Origin of the sequence: Bacillus andreraoultii, from assembly GCF_001244735.1 — a bacterium.
Lineage (GTDB): Bacteria > Bacillota > Bacilli > Bacillales > Caldibacillaceae > Caldifermentibacillus > Caldifermentibacillus andreraoultii.
The window spans coordinates 580,280-595,574 of the sequence record NZ_LN868935.1; the positions used below are offsets into that span (position 1 = coordinate 580,280).

The following is a 15,295-nucleotide window of genomic DNA, read 5'->3' on the forward strand; positions in this document are numbered from 1 at the left end:
GGGTTTTTGATAGGGAACTATATTTTTAATCAATTTGTTCGTTTTAGCTTAGGGCAAATGCTGTTAAATCAGCGTTCTTGCTTCAAATCAAGCTAGCCTCTTACTCCCACTCAATCGTTGCAGGTGGCTTACTTGTAATATCATACACGACCCGGTTTACGTGTGGAACTTCATTCACAATACGGGTAGAAATCTTTTCCAGTACTTCCCATGGAATCCGAGCCCAGTCCGATGTCATTCCATCAATGGAAGTAACTGCACGAATGCCGATTGTGTAGTCATACGTTCGGGCATCCCCCATAACACCGACACTACGAATATTCGGAAGCACCGTAAAGTATTGCCAAATATCTCGTTCCAATCCGGCTTTTTTAATTTCATCACGTAAAATCCAATCTGATTCACGAACGATTTCTAACTTATCCTCCGTTACCTCACCTAAAACCCGAATACCAAGTCCAGGTCCAGGGAATGGTTGTCGCCAAACAATTTCATCAGGAATACCAAGAGCAGTTCCAAGTGCACGAACTTCATCTTTAAACAATGTGTTCAACGGCTCAATTAGCGTGAAGGACATTTCTTCTGGCAAACCACCAACGTTATGATGTGACTTAATTGTTTGCGCCGTCATAGTACCACTTTCGATAATATCTGTATATAGTGTCCCTTGCGCTAAAAAGTCAATCCCTTCAAGCTTATGTGCTTCATCATCAAAAACATAAATAAATTCGTTTCCGATGATTTTCCGTTTCTGTTCAGGATCTGATACACCTTGTAATTTATTTAAGAAGCGTTTTTGTGCATCCACTTTAATAACATTCATATGGAATTTTTCACCGAACGTTTCCATTACACTTTCCGCTTCACCTTTACGTAGTAGACCATGATCGACAAAAATACATGTTAATTGATCACCAATTGCTTTATGGATTAAAACAGCTACTACAGAAGAATCCACACCACCACTTAGCGCACAAAGGACTTTTTTATCGCCTACGATGTTACGTATCTTTTCAATTTCCATTTCAATAAAGTGATCCATCGACCAATTTTCTTCACAACCACAAATGTTGAAGACAAAGTTTTTTAAGAGTTCATTTCCGTAAACAGAATGGCGAACTTCAGGATGGAATTGGACACCATAAAACTTTTTCTCATTATTACTCATCGCTGCAATTGGGCAGGAAGGACTTTCCGCATCAACTGTGAATCCTTGTGGCACTTCTTTCACAAGATCTCCATGGCTCATCCAAACTACTTGGGTCTCTGGAAGATCTGTAAACAGTCGATTATTGTGGCTAATTTGAATCTCGGCCTTACCGTATTCACGTTCAGAAGCTCGCTCTACTTTTCCACCAAATTGTTTTGCCATTAATTGCATACCGTAACAAATTCCTAACACAGGTAGACCAAGTTCGAAAATTTCTTCATCACATAAAAAGGCTTTTTCGTCATATACGCTATTTGGTCCACCAGAGAAAATGATTCCTTTTACATTCATTTCTTTAATCTCATCGGCGGTAATTGTATGTGGATGAAGTTCACTGTAAACACCCAATTCACGAATTCGTCTTGTAATTAACTGATTGTACTGACTTCCGAAATCTAAAACAATCACCATTTCTTGTCCTTTTGCTGCTTTTGTCAATCTGTCCACCTCTTTAGATTAAAAATTTACAACTGTCGCCTCTTACTATTTCCATCGTCACATATGATTGAAAAATTTGCAAATCACCCTCTTTATGGTTCTTTAGCACATGGTATCTTTTCGGCCACCTCTATTATAGTCTGCTCTCCCCCGATAAATAAAAAAACTAAAAACCACCTAAAAAAGGCAGCTTCTAGTTATTCGTTCTGAATCATCGTATATAAGATTCAAAATTATATTAGAAAAGCTGCCTTCATAGTCAAACTATTATCGGTAGTTTGGTAGAGACTCTCGAACCGTATTATCCGAGGATATATGAAGGAATATCTATCAATAATTAAAATCAATACCATTTTAAAATGAAATGTATATGAAGGTCAAGCTTGTATTTTACCAGCTGAATATGTAATTAACTTTTCCATAGATGTTCTATCTCTTGCCAATTATCGAGAACATTGTTATCTCTATATAAAAATTGTTCATAAAAGCACGTTAAACGTATAGAATATTTATACTATCTATTAGCTAAAAAGTAAGGCTTTCCTCAATAAGTGATATCCTTACGAGAAAGCCTTATTATCCAAATCTCTCTATAAAATTTCGTTATCATTTGAATCAAACAATCGCTTGAACAATTTCGTTATACGTTTCTATGATAAATTTCTTATAAAATGTTTCCGGAAATGGTGTGATTCTTTCTTTTGCTCTTGTCGCAAATTTCACTGCTTTATCTACTTGGCCAAGCTTGTCATAACATCGCGCCAAATAAGAATCCGCTATATAAAAGGTAGTTAAATCAAAAGGATGTGGACTATAGTCCGGAATCTTTACGTCACTCAACCATTTAATGGCTTCTTCATAACGACCTAGCCCATACAGTGCTTTACCTTTTGTAATGATGAAATACGGGTATAGAGTCCCTAAGTCTTCGGGGATGGATAGATGTTGCTCTACTATTTGGATTGCCCTTCCGTAATCTTGTTTATTAAAGAGATAAGCCTCTGCCTCAACATAATCGATAAAAATTTTATAAAGCGAATCATCAACAAATGCAGCGTACTCCATTAACTTTTTTAAATAAATGTTAAGTTTCTCTTCATCTTGAAAAAGCAATCCATACGCAACTGAAATTCGATACAAATCGTCTATATGATAAAAAACTTGATGTTTCTTTGAAAAATGAATCGCACGTTCAATAATTTGATTAGCCGCATCAGAATCTCCAATCGCAAAATATAACACTGCTTCATGGTAATCAAAATCAAGTTGTGTCAGCGGACTTAAAAATGGATACAATTTTTCTAAATATTTACGTTCTGACAAAAGAAATTCTAATGCCATTTTATATTCATGTCTTTTAACCATCGTATTCGTTAGAAAAATAGAGATACTTGCCTTTCGATCAACTAAATTCATTTTCTCATACATTTGTGCGGCGCGTTCTAAATAACTTTTCCAATTGTCATTTCTTGAAAGATGATAAATTGAATAACCATATATTTCCAACAAACGACTAGATTCATACCCCTCACCTAACCGATTGATGACAGGATCAATTAAATGTTTCAATTGTCGGTACTTGTTGTTTTTTTGTTTTTCATTACCCACATCCACATCCAGCATATAAATTTTTTCAACTTGTTCTAGTAACGCTCGAAGTTCTTGAACATTTTCATCTTGCAACAGCATACTAACTTCCACTTGTAGTTGTTGTGCTATATAGTTCAAGCTGTCTATAGACGGATTTGCTTTATTATTTTCAATGAGACTAAGCATTCCTTTTGTTAATTCATTACCGGCGAGAGCCTCTAATGTCATGCCTCTTTCCTTTCTTAAACTTCTGATTTGTTCACCTAAAGTAGAGATGGGAAACACCTCCATATCTTTCATCTTGTTTTAATTATATGAAACTTTTCGCTTAAGGTAAAACACCAAGGTAAAGTACCTTCTCTCTTTTTTCAAGACCTTTGTTTGAATTCCTCCCGAGAAAAATTTTACACATATCACACTTCACCTGTTTAGTCATATGAGATATTGTCGGCTTTTGTCGAAAAATAATCGATGTAGTTGTTTAATTAAGTTAAACTTTTATCTAGATTATCTGAAAATTATATGCTATGATTTGTTTAATAAAATTAAACTTAATTGGGAGAAGGAATTTTCATGACTGATTCACAAAAATTAAAAAGGGGTACGTATCATCTTTGGACATTTGTCACAAGTAAGTTAATCTCTACATTCGGAGCCAATGTTTATTCGTTTACAATTAGCTTTTACATTTTACAATTAACAGGTTCGGCTACAAACTTTGCGCTAAATCTTATTTGCTCAATTTTGCCACGGACGATTGCCGCGCCAATTGCCGGCTACATAGCAGATAATTATCCCCGGAAAAGAACAGTTATTAGCGCTCAAACGGCGTCTGCTATTGCGATTTTAGGTTTATTAACGATTAGTTTAACTATTGGTGTATCTTTAATTGCCATTTATGTAACAACATGCCTATTAGCTTTAGCCTCTACTTTTTCAGGTATCACATTTACATCCTCAATATCAGGCTTGATTGATGAAGAACGGATTCAAAAGGCGATGTCCCTGAACCAAATGTCCATTTCACTAGCATCAATTGTGGCTCCTGCTTTAGGTGGTGTACTTTATGGAATGGTATCTATTCCTACTTTTCTTGCAATTTATTTATTCGCGTCGATCATTGCATTACTTCTTGATTCAACAATGGATTTTCGATTATTTGCAAAACGTAGCCATGAACGAGGTACTGACCAAAAGAAAGATAAGTTATGGATCAGTATGAAAGAAGGATTTATTTATTTAAAAGCAAAACCGATTATTATAACGATTATGAGTATAGCTTTATTCACAAATTTCTTCTTTGGATCATTTCAAGTTGGGCTCTCCTTTGTACTAATTGAGAAATTGAGAATTCAGTCACAACATTTTGGAATTTTGGAAGCGGCCTATGCTGTCGGTATGTTGCTCCTTTCCTTTTATTTGACGGTTCGTAAAGAAATTCAAAAACCACTTATAACAACGAAATACGGAATTATCGGTATCGCCTTTATTATCGGTGGAATTGCCGTACCGATTCTAATTCCAATGACTTATTGGGCAATGTTTGTGTACTATCTCGTTTTAATGTTAGCGATTGGGAGCCTTCTAACAATCGTTAATACACCAACTATGGTTATGTTGCAAAAAAATATTGATGATGACTTTAAAGGTCGCATCTTTTCGCTTCTTGAAACAATGGCACAAGTGCTTATGCCGCTAGGAACAGTTATTTACGGGTTCCTATATGATTGGATACCGGCTGAATGGGTATTGTTTATCTCAGCAGGATTTATTATCGGGTTTATTCTTATCATGTTACGTCCATCAGTTATATCAAAAGCTTATCCCGAACAAAATTTGGTTTCACCACAGATAAATGGATAGATAGGAAAGGAGTTATGGATACGTTCCTAAAGTTTCCGATTCGATAATTCCATTTCAATTGTATTTTAGAAATATGTCGAGAACCCTCGTGACTTCTAGTCGTGAGTTTTTGACATGAAAGAATACGGGTGCCAAATATGTTTTAGTTTTTATATAATGACGAGTTTCTTTCAATTCTCCACCATTTACGCATGAAGACACCCGACTTTAGTCGTGAATCCGTTGATAAGTTAGAGCCTTCGTTTGAGCGACTTTTTTTAAATAAAGGTGTCGGGTCTAAGAATCACCGGCACCCATTTTTATACAACGCCATTATCTATGATTGAAAACGTACCATCTTCACAATTAATTTCAGCCAATGCACCATAGGGTAAAATAAACTTCGGTTCTGTGTGACCAAAATTTAAATTATATAAAATTGGTAAATCTGTTAGCCCATATTCTTTCATAACTGTTAAAATCTCAAGTTTATACTCTTCATAAAATTTCTCATCGTATGGTTTGGCAAAAATAATTCCGCTTGCCTTTTGTAATATTCCTTGGGCAGCATAGTTACGCAACCAATAACGAATATACATTGGATCTGTCTTTTCCTCGGATGTTTCAAAAAACAGAATACTATTTTTCCAATACGTTTCTTTCGGCCATAGTTCTGTTCCTTTAGCAAATTCTAAAACCTCAATACAACCACCAATTAAATGACCCTCCACAATCCCAGAACCTTGCAATACTTCATAACCGGTATTCGGCTGCATGACTCGTTTCCTGTTTCTGTTTTCTTCTATCCAGAGTACGTGCTCACTCGTCCACTCAGTTGCTGGCTCAATTTTCCCAATGATTTCTTTAGAAAAAAGTGTTCTTCTAATTTTATCAATCGTGTATGGATGCATTTCAATATTTTCCGCAAAATCAACTAAGATGGAAGGACCGTAAAATGATGAAACTCCTGCTTTTAGACAAAATAAATGAGGGATTGTTGTATCAGAATAGCCTATAAATATTTTCGGGTTATTTCGAATGACATCGAAATCAATATACGGAAGAAGTCGAATACTATCTTCCCCGCCAATATTGGCTAGGATTGCTTTGATATCAGGATCAGAAAAAGCTGTCATCAAGTCAGCCGCACGTGCTTCTGGGTGATCATACAGAAAATCCGTCCCTTTTAAACTATTCGGCATCGGGACAACTTCTAAGCCAAATACTTTTTCTAACCGTTCAACCCCTTGTTCATATCGCCAACGGATATCCGGATCCCCCGCTCCACCCCACGAAGGACTGACCGTCGCCACTTTATCGCCAGGCTGCAATTTGTTTGGTTTTACTAACATTTCCCTCACTCCTGTCATTTTCAAGATAGTGTGCTGTAATATATTTCCACTATTTTAACTATTATTCTATATGATTACAATAATTTCTGATCAATCCCAAAAATGCTGGCTAAAAGGAGAAAATAAAAGACGTTGGACAGTTACAGTGAATTTTGCGCTCATTTTACTTCTTAAGAACACTTCTATTGGACAGGTCCACCAATTCTCGCACTCATTTTGTCTATTACACCAAGTTTTGCAAACCAACTGAAAGGCTAGTCACTTGTTCTCATCAATATACATTAAAAAAAGAGTTGAGCATCTAAATATTACAGATGATCAACTCTTTTTCTGTTTAAATGAACTTTTTCAGCGGTCTCCGTTTTCACGTTCCATTGGGCATAAGACCACCTCTCTCTATTTAATTACGCGTTCGGATGCACCATATCAGCCGGATTGACATATTTTTCAAACTCTTCTTCTGTCAAATAACCAAGTTTCAATGCTGCTTCTTTCAAAGTGGTTCCTTCTTTATGAGCAAGTTTTGCAATTTGTGCTGCCTTTTCATAACCAATATGCGGGTTCAGAGCTGTAACCAACATTAATGATTCATTCAAGTTTCTCGAAATGATATCATGGTTCGGTTCAATACCCTTTGCACAATGATCATTAAATGAACGAATTCCATCTGCTAATAAACGTGCACTTTGCAAGAAATTATATAAAATCACTGGTTTAAAAACGTTTAATTCAAAGTTCCCTTGGCTTGCTGCAAAACCGATTGTTGCATCATTCCCCATCACTTGAACAGCAACCATCGTTAGAGCTTCACTTTGCGTTGGGTTCACTTTACCCGGCATGATAGAAGAACCTGGTTCGTTTTCAGGAATCGTAATTTCACCAATACCACAGCGAGGACCAGATGCTAACCAACGAACATCATTGGCAATCTTCATTAAATCTGCGGCCAATGCTTTCAACGCACCATGTGCATATGTAACTTCATCATGACTCGTTAATGCGTGAAATTTATTTTCAGAAGAATAAAACTCAATTCCTGTTAGTTTTGAAATTTCTTCACTAACTAGATTTCCAAACTCAGGATGTGTATTTATTCCTGTTCCAACAGCAGTCCCACCAATCGCAAGTGCCTTCATTTTGTTGGAACTTTCTTTCACAAACGCTAGAGAACGATCTAACATATGTACCCAGCCACTAATCTCTTGACCCAGTGTTAACGGTGTTGCATCTTGTAAATGTGTACGACCAATTTTCACGAGATCCATATATGCTTTTGCTTTTTCATCAAATGTTGCTCTTAATTTCTCAATTTCGGGTACTAAATAAGAGAATACATAATTTGTTGTTGCAATATGCATCGCAGTTGGAAATGTATCATTTGAACTTTGCCCCATATTTACATCATCATTCGGGTGAAGTCTTTGGTCAATCCCTTGTTCTTCTAATAACTGGTTTCCTCGATGGGCTATTACTTCATTTAAGTTCATATTTGATTGCGTACCACTACCTGTTTGCCAAATTTTTAACGGAAATTCACCTTCATGTTTTCCTTCGATAATTTCATCAGCAGCAGTAACAATTGCATTTGCTTTTTCATCACTTAATTTACCTAATTTATTGTTTGCGATTGCACAGCTCCGTTTTAAAATCGCAAATGATTTGATAAGCTCTTCAGGCATTGTTTCCGTACTAATAGCAAAGTTTTGCAGACTTCTTTGTGTTTGTGCTCCCCATAGTTTATCTGCCGGAACTTTAACTTCCCCCATTGTATCTCTTTCAATCCGGTATTCCATGAAAATTCCCCTCCTGTAATATAACAAAAAGCGTTTACAATCCACTTCTATTATAGTCAATATAGTGGAACAAATCTATTAATTTGGCAGTAAAAGGGATAATTTATTGAATGACTAAGAGATTTTAATATTAACCATTGGAACTTTAAAAACCCCCACGATTCATAAAACCGTGGGGTTGTCATTCATATTAACTTTAATGAGGTAAAAATGCTAGCTGAATAAAGAATAATATTGCAAAGATATAGACAATTGGATGAATTTCTCTCCATTTTCCTTTTGCAATTTTCATTAACGGAAGCGAAATAAATCCAAGTGCGATTCCTGTTGAGATACTAGAAGTGAGCGGCATCGTTAAGATAACTAGAAATGCCGGAAAAGCCTCGTCAATTTCATTCCAATTAATTTTTGCAACATGCCCAATCATTAGACTACCAACAATAATAAGTGCTGGGGCAGTAATGGCAGCAACACCTGAGATTGCACCAACTAACGGACTTAAGAATGAAGCAAGGATGAAGAGGACTGCAACAGTCATAGATGTTAAACCTGTTTTACCTCCTGCAGCAACACCAGATGTTGACTCGATATAAGCTGTTGTTGGACTTGTTCCGACCATCGCACCAATGGTTGTCCCAATTGAATCAGATAAAAGTGCATTTTTCGCATTTGGTAATTTTTTACCCTTCATAAATCCTGCTTGTTCCGCAACACCAATCATCGTACCTGTTGTATCAAAAATTGTTACGAGTAAGAATGAAAATACAACTGCATATAATGAATGTTGGAATACATCAACAAAAGCAGTAATTGGATTAGCAATAATAATTCCTTCTGGTAATGTCGGAATCGAGAAAATCCCTTTATCAAAAGATAATTGTCCTGTTAGTAAAGCGATCATCGTCGTAATAATCATCCCTAAAAACAGTGCACCGTTCACATTAAGAGACATCAATATTAATGTAATGGCTAAACCAAATAAAGCAAGCAATACTTCAGGTGAATGAAGATTACCTAATCCAACTAAATTATCAGGATGTTTCGTAATAATCCCTGTATTTTTCAATCCAACAAAGGCAATAAAAAGGCCAATACCAGCAGAAATTCCATATTTCAAGTTATCAGGTATCGCTTCGATTAATTTTTCACGAAATGATGTTAAGGAAAGAATAACAAATATAATACCCGCAACAAATACGGCGGAAAATGCTGTTAAATAGTCAATACCACCATGGGAGCCAACGACTGAAAAAGCGAAGTAGGCGTTCAATCCCATACCAGGTGCAATAGCAATTGGATAATTAGCAAATAAGGCCATCCAAAGTGTACCGACAACTGTCGCAATAATCGTCGCCATAAAAACTTGGTCAAATGGTATTCCTGTTTTAGATAAAATTGCTGGGTTAACAACAATAATGTAGACCATTGTAAAAAAGGTCGTCATCCCTGCAAATAATTCTGTTTTAACATTCGTTTGATGTTCTTGTAGCTTAAACATGTTTGTCCTCCTAATAAATACGAACATTTTTTAAACACAAATTTAATAATATTCGTTTTTAGGACTTTTTTCAAGTGTTAATTGAAAAATTCCATATAAGTATAGCCATTTACTTCTTTGTTTCCCTTTTTGAGCACATGTAAGCCTAAATTCCATAAATAATTTGGGAATTCGAGCGTTTAGAAGAGTTATAGATGACCTTTTGGAGGGAAAATCCGGGGAGTCGGGCATCTAGAAGAGTTATAGATGACCTTTTTACTAGAAAAACAGCGGAATCGGGCGTCTAGAACTGCTATAGATGATTAAGTCCATATAATTGTGTAAAAAGAGAATAAGCCATATCAACTTCTGGCAACAATGTTTTCAACCCTAGAAAAAATTGCAAAGGAGAAATTGATATGACTCAATTACAGCTTACCCTAAATTTGGAGGATTTAAAAGTAGATGTAGTAAACTCAAATTTGAATGAAGTGATGAAAGCTTCTCTCGTTCTTGTACTAAATCAATTAATGGAACAACAAAGGGATGACTATATACAAGCACTTCCATACGAAAGAACGGAGGGGCGCACTGGGCATCGAAACGGTTACTATGACAGAAGTCTGACCGTATCCATAGGGAATCTTGAATTGAAAGTACCAAGAACACGAGATGGCCAGTTTTCGCCAACGTTGTTTGAGAAGTGGCAACGGAAGGAACAATCTTTTGTCCTTTCCATGTTGGAAATGGTGGTAAATGGTGTCTCTACTAGAAAGGTAAAGAAAGTAGTTAAACAACTATGCGGAGAAGAAGTATCAAAATCATTTATATCCGGACTAACTGAAAAGTTAGATGCAGAAGTGAATAAGTGGGCAGGGCGTCCGTTAAATGTGATGTATTATAAATATATTTTTACCGATGCCATGTATATTAAGGTGCGAGAACACAATCGAGTAGTCAGTAAAGCTGTCTATATTGCCGTAGGTGTGAATAAACAGAATAAAAGGGAAATTATCGGTTTGAAGGTTAGTCACGCTGAATCTAAAGCAGGATGGAATGAGTTTTTTGCCTATTTAAAAGCGAGGGGACTTCAATCTCCGAGCCTTATTATTTCCGATGCCCATGAAGGTCAAAAGAATGCCATTAGAGAGTCATTTATTGGTACGACATGGCAACGTTGTACTTTTCATTTCAAGAAGAATCTAAAAGATGCCATGCCTAAAAAAGGGTCAAAAGAGGTAATGGATTTAATAAAAGATATATTTGATGCACCTGGTATTAAGGAGGCAAGGAAATTAAAGGAACAATTCATGGAAACATATGAGGAAGATTCCCTTTTTTCAAAAGCAGCCAAGTTATTAGATGAGGGATTTGAAGATGCCATTCAATTTTTTAATGAACCAAAATCTTATCGGAAAAGTCTAAGAACGACCAATAATTTAGAAAGAATAAATCAAGAAGTTCGCCGGAGGGATCGGGTAATCCGGATTTATCCGAACAATCAATCAGCGTTCAGATTGATTGGTGCTGTTCTTATGGATATAGAGGAGACACTAGATTCTGGAGGAAAGAAATTTTTAAATTAACTAATACCCATATACGCGCAGCGAAAATTTTGTAAGGAAAAAGGGGGTACCCCCTTTTTCCTTACAAAATCGCACTATATTCCATAATTGGTTGAATCATTGTATATTTGATTTTACACAAAGTTATGGACTTGACTGCATAGAAACGCTCTATCAACCCTAAAACTGGACTTTTTCATGAAAATGGGCGCATAGAACCCTTTCTATCAACCTAAATTTCCAGTAGGGTGCTAAAAATCGGGTTATAAAGAAAAACCGAGCATCCGGGCTTTTAGGCGAAGGAAGAGCCATAGTTGCACCAAACGTATCGGAAAGTAGAGAAGCTTCCTTGTGCACCAAGCGTATCAAAAAGTAGAGAAGCTTCCTTGTGTGCCGAGTATTATCAGAAATTAGAAATGGAAAATCCCCCCTGGCAACATAAAAAAGCAAGTGGATAAAGAGAACATCTCATCTCTCACACCCACTTGCCATATTTTCAAACTAATTATAAGTTACACGTCTTAAATAAAACTCTTATTCAGCTACTTTTGCCCATTTGTATTCGTATTTTGCACCGAATGGGTTGGAAATAACTCCTTCAACTCTTGGAGAGACAAGTTGTGCTCTTGCCCTTTGATAAATCGGAGCTATAGCTGCATCTTCTTCTAATAATAGTTTTTCAGCTTTCATGAAGTTTTCATAACGTTTCTCATTATCTGCTGCATATTTTGTAGACGTTTCTTCGATTAATTTGTCAAATTCTTTATTCGAGTAGCCCATTTTGTTATTTCCACCGTCTGTAACCCAAAGGTCTAAAAATGTTTTTGGATCAAGATAGTCAGGACCCCATACAGATACTTCAAGGTCATAATCTTGGTTATCATCAAGATTAAGACGTTGCTCAAACGGCACATTTTTTATTTTCACTGTTAAACCCGGTAAATTCGTTTGCAATTGGTTTGCGATATACTCAGTAGAGATTTTGGCATTTTCACTATCATCACCAAGTAATTCAATTTGAACTTTATCTACACCTATTTCAGCTAAGCCTTTTTTCCAAAACTCTTGAGCTGTTTTCAGATCATAGGTGAGTAAGTCGCCATTTGCTTCTCGGAAGTCTTTGCCACTATCTGGTATCGTTACAAAATCTTTTGGTACAAGTCCATTTGCAACAATTGAACCATTATTTAATATTTCATTAACAATGTCATCTTTATTAAATGCTCTAGCAATCGCTTGACGTATATTTTTATTTGCTAATGCTTTATTTCTTGTTTGATTCATTTTTAAATAAGAAACAGACATTTCCGGGTAAATTTCATAATCATCACTTGATGCGTAAACATCAACTAAATCTGAAGATAAACCTGCCCGATCTACTTCACCTGATTCGTACAATTCTACAGCTGTTTGTGCATCCTTTACAACTGTATGAGTAATTTTATCTACTTGTACTGTATCTGCATCCCAATATTTATCATTTTTTACTAAATCCCATTTATTTGCTGTACTCGTCCAGTTTGCTAATTGGAATGGTCCATTAAATACTAGTGTATCCGAGCTAGTTGCGAATTTATCTCCTTGTTCTTCAACAAACTTTTCATTTAATGGTAAAAATGTCCCGAAAGTTGTTAATGTTTCAAAGTAAGGGGTTGGGCTTTCTAGTTCAACAACAAGTGTATGATCATCTTTTGCTGTAACACCTAATGCTTCAACTTTTTCCTTACCACTACTAATGGCCGTTGCGTTTTTAATAACACCACCCATCATATATGGTCCATACTCTGAACCTGTCTTCGGATCAACAGCACGTCTCCAAGCATAAACAAAGTCATTCGCTGTTACTGGGTCGCCGTTTGACCAGACTGCATCTTCTCTTAAATGGAATGTGTATGTAAGTCCATCCTTACTAACATCGTGATCTTTTGCAATTCCTTCTGTTGCTTGTCCATCTTCACCAAGACGATAAAGACCTTCCATTGTAGAACCTAAAAACTGGAAGCCATATTCATCCGTAGCAAGAGAAGGATCCATTGTTGGAATCGTATCACCATTTACAAAACTAATCACCTTTTCACCAGTTTCACCGGAGCTACCACTTTTCGATTTGCTTCCCTCGTCATTCCCTCCACCACAAGCTGCTAAAATACTTACAAGAAGACCCAGCATGAGTGCCAGTGTCCAATTTTTTAATTTCATGTTGTACCCTCCTTGAAGATTTGTTTTTCTAAAGTAAATGAATTGTCCTAAAAATAGATACAAAATATATTTTACCCTTTTTCCCCATCTTTTGTAAAGATATACTAAAATAATATTTCAAAAAAATATAATTATAACACCTTCTATAAAAAACACATTTTTTATTGTATGTAACTACTTTCTTTTTTACACATTTTATACTTCACGTAATAAAAACGAAATTAACATGAAAACGCCTTCACAAGGCTATTGCTATTATTTAAAATGAATGTTAAAATAAGAGCATAATAAATATTGCATCACATGTTACTGATACGATCAGGCATGGTGGTAAATAAAAAGGGGAATACTACCTTTTGCCACCATGCTTTTTTTATTTTTAAAAACACCAAAGGAGAAAGAAAACATGTTTAACCTATTCAAGAAAAAGAAAGACCTTTCAATATATGCACCTGTAAACGGAGAAGTAGTTCCGCTAAATAACGTGCCTGACCCTGTTTTTAGTGAAGGGTTAATGGGCGAAGGAATTGCAATGAAACCTACTGACGGGCATTTTAAATCACCAATTGACGGAGAAGTGATTCTTATAGCCCAAACAAAACATGCACTTGGACTAAAAGCAAAAGATGGGACCGAGCTATTAATTCATATCGGATTAGACACAGTCGAATTAAACGGTCAAGGTTTCGAGCCACACGTCCAAGTTGGTGATCACATCTCACTTGGGCAACCATTAATTGATGTTGACTTAGCCTATATACAAAGTCAATCTAAACCAATTTACACACCCATTATTATTACGAATGACCCCAATCATAAGAAAATGATGAATCTGACAGAAGAAAAGACAGCTACCGTTACAAACACAGTACTCATAACGTTGAACTAATGCAAAAGACCACCTATAACGGATACTCAATTTGGGTTAATCGGACTGAAAGGCTAATAGGAGTAACTCATATCGAGAAACTCCTATTAGCTAAAGGAAGAGGTGCGGATTGTCTTTGAAGATTGAAAAAATATTGAATAACAATGCAGTTATTGTTAGAGATGGGAATGGGGAAAAAGTAGCGATTGGTACAGGCGTTGCTTTTAATAAAAGAAAAAATGATTTAATAAATCCAAATAAAATTGAAAAACTATTTGTAATGAAAGAAAAGGAGAAGTTCCAACAGCTCCTAAACAGAATACCTGAAGAACATTTTTTAATCTCTGAACATATTATTTCTTTTGCTGAGCGCCAAATCGGTACAAAGCTAAACGAGCATATTCATATCACCCTCACTGATCATATTTCTTTTACCATTGAGCGTGAAGCTGAAGGTATACATGTGAAGAACAAATTACTTCACGAAATTAAAATTTTATATAAGCAGGAATTTGAGATTGGCCTCTGGGCCGTTCATTATATGAGAGAAAAATTAAATATCGATATACCAGAAGATGAAGCTGCTTTTATCGCCCTCCACATTCACACGATGAAACCGAAAAGTAAAGATTTGAAAGAAACGATATATCAAACAACGATGATTAAAGATATGGTTGATATAATAAAACAACGGTTAAGTATTGAAGTGGAAGAGGATGATTTAGCTTATCACCGGTTAATAACCCACTTACGATATGCATTAATAAGGGCAGATCAATATGAAATTCGTACGTTAGATGACGAAATGATTACGATGATTCGATATAAGTTTCCTACTTCCTTTCAGTGTGCACTTTATGTAGCAAAGGAATTAGCAAATCGATATGACATATCCCTTCCGGAGCAAGAATTAGCATATATTACTCTACACATTGAACGATTACGAAAAAGAGGACTGTAA

10 protein-coding genes and 1 riboswitch are annotated in these 15,295 nt (G+C 35.9%); of the genes, 4 read left to right on the forward strand and 6 right to left on the reverse strand.

Features of this window, described 5'->3' with window-relative positions:
- Positions 1 to 100: 100 nt before the first annotated feature.
- Positions 101 to 1,621: a glutamine-hydrolyzing GMP synthase gene (gene guaA, locus BN2144_RS03070; protein WP_033826901.1), complete on the reverse strand. Its 1,521-nt coding sequence runs from the start codon at positions 1,619 to 1,621 to the stop codon at positions 101 to 103.
- A gap of 263 nt (positions 1,622 to 1,884) precedes the next feature.
- A riboswitch (purine riboswitch) is annotated at positions 1,885 to 1,987 on the reverse strand.
- Between the two features lie 276 nt (positions 1,988 to 2,263).
- Positions 2,264 to 3,538: a helix-turn-helix domain-containing protein gene (locus BN2144_RS03075; protein ID WP_082195131.1), complete on the reverse strand. Its 1,275-nt coding sequence runs from the start codon at positions 3,536 to 3,538 to the stop codon at positions 2,264 to 2,266.
- 273 nt (positions 3,539 to 3,811) lie between these two features.
- Here BN2144_RS03075 and BN2144_RS03080 point away from each other — a divergent pair, with 273 nt between their 5' ends.
- On the forward strand, positions 3,812 to 5,101 hold the full coding sequence (locus tag BN2144_RS03080) for an MFS transporter (RefSeq protein WP_033826868.1): 1,290 nt from the start codon (positions 3,812 to 3,814) through the stop codon (positions 5,099 to 5,101).
- Between the two features lie 299 nt (positions 5,102 to 5,400).
- Here BN2144_RS03080 and BN2144_RS03085 read toward each other — a convergent pair whose 3' ends face one another.
- The 3 genes from BN2144_RS03085 to BN2144_RS03095 all read right to left on the reverse strand — a co-directional run bounded on the left by BN2144_RS03085 (position 5,401) and on the right by BN2144_RS03095 (position 9,723).
- Positions 5,401 to 6,432 (reverse strand): S66 family peptidase, encoded by a 1,032-nt coding sequence (locus BN2144_RS03085; protein ID WP_033826869.1) that lies wholly within the window; start codon positions 6,430 to 6,432, stop codon positions 5,401 to 5,403.
- 404 nt (positions 6,433 to 6,836) lie between these two features.
- Positions 6,837 to 8,225: a class II fumarate hydratase gene (gene fumC / locus BN2144_RS03090; protein WP_033826870.1), complete on the reverse strand. Its 1,389-nt coding sequence runs from the start codon at positions 8,223 to 8,225 to the stop codon at positions 6,837 to 6,839.
- A 196-nt stretch (positions 8,226 to 8,421) separates the two neighbouring features.
- A complete protein-coding gene (locus BN2144_RS03095; protein WP_033826871.1) occupies positions 8,422 to 9,723 on the reverse strand; it encodes an NCS2 family permease in 1,302 nt (433 codons plus the stop codon).
- A gap of 398 nt (positions 9,724 to 10,121) precedes the next feature.
- Between BN2144_RS03095 and BN2144_RS03100 the strand changes: the two genes are divergently transcribed.
- Entirely contained in the window at positions 10,122 to 11,288 is a 1,167-nt protein-coding gene (locus BN2144_RS03100) for an IS256 family transposase (RefSeq protein WP_033826335.1), read from the forward strand.
- Between the two features lie 513 nt (positions 11,289 to 11,801).
- Here BN2144_RS03100 and BN2144_RS03105 read toward each other — a convergent pair.
- On the reverse strand, positions 11,802 to 13,466 hold the full coding sequence (locus BN2144_RS03105; protein ID WP_033826872.1) for a peptide ABC transporter substrate-binding protein: 1,665 nt from the start codon (positions 13,464 to 13,466) through the stop codon (positions 11,802 to 11,804).
- Between the two features lie 406 nt (positions 13,467 to 13,872).
- Here BN2144_RS03105 and BN2144_RS03110 point away from each other — a divergent pair, with 406 nt between their 5' ends.
- Together BN2144_RS03110 and BN2144_RS03115 are read left to right on the forward strand one after the other, a co-directional pair.
- Positions 13,873 to 14,355 (forward strand): PTS sugar transporter subunit IIA, encoded by a 483-nt coding sequence (locus BN2144_RS03110; RefSeq protein WP_033826902.1) that lies wholly within the window; start codon positions 13,873 to 13,875, stop codon positions 14,353 to 14,355.
- 115 nt (positions 14,356 to 14,470) lie between these two features.
- Complete coding sequence (locus tag BN2144_RS03115; RefSeq protein ID WP_033826903.1) at positions 14,471 to 15,295, forward strand: PRD domain-containing protein; 825 nt, start codon at positions 14,471 to 14,473, stop codon at positions 15,293 to 15,295.

Coding starts and splice junctions, on each gene's coding strand:
- guaA (WP_033826901.1), bottom strand. CDS start 1,621: ATGGTGATTGTTTTAGATTTCGGAAGTCAGTACAATCAGTTAATTACA.
- BN2144_RS03075 (WP_082195131.1), bottom strand. CDS start 3,538: ATGAAAGATATGGAGGTGTTTCCCATCTCTACTTTAGGTGAACAAATC.
- BN2144_RS03080 (WP_033826868.1), top strand. CDS start 3,812: ATGACTGATTCACAAAAATTAAAAAGGGGTACGTATCATCTTTGGACA.
- BN2144_RS03085 (WP_033826869.1), bottom strand. CDS start 6,432: ATGTTAGTAAAACCAAACAAATTGCAGCCTGGCGATAAAGTGGCGACG.
- fumC (WP_033826870.1), bottom strand. CDS start 8,225: ATGGAATACCGGATTGAAAGAGATACAATGGGGGAAGTTAAAGTTCCG.
- BN2144_RS03095 (WP_033826871.1), bottom strand. CDS start 9,723: ATGTTTAAGCTACAAGAACATCAAACGAATGTTAAAACAGAATTATTT.
- BN2144_RS03100 (WP_033826335.1), top strand. CDS start 10,122: ATGACTCAATTACAGCTTACCCTAAATTTGGAGGATTTAAAAGTAGAT.
- BN2144_RS03105 (WP_033826872.1), bottom strand. CDS start 13,466: ATGAAATTAAAAAATTGGACACTGGCACTCATGCTGGGTCTTCTTGTA.
- BN2144_RS03110 (WP_033826902.1), top strand. CDS start 13,873: ATGTTTAACCTATTCAAGAAAAAGAAAGACCTTTCAATATATGCACCT.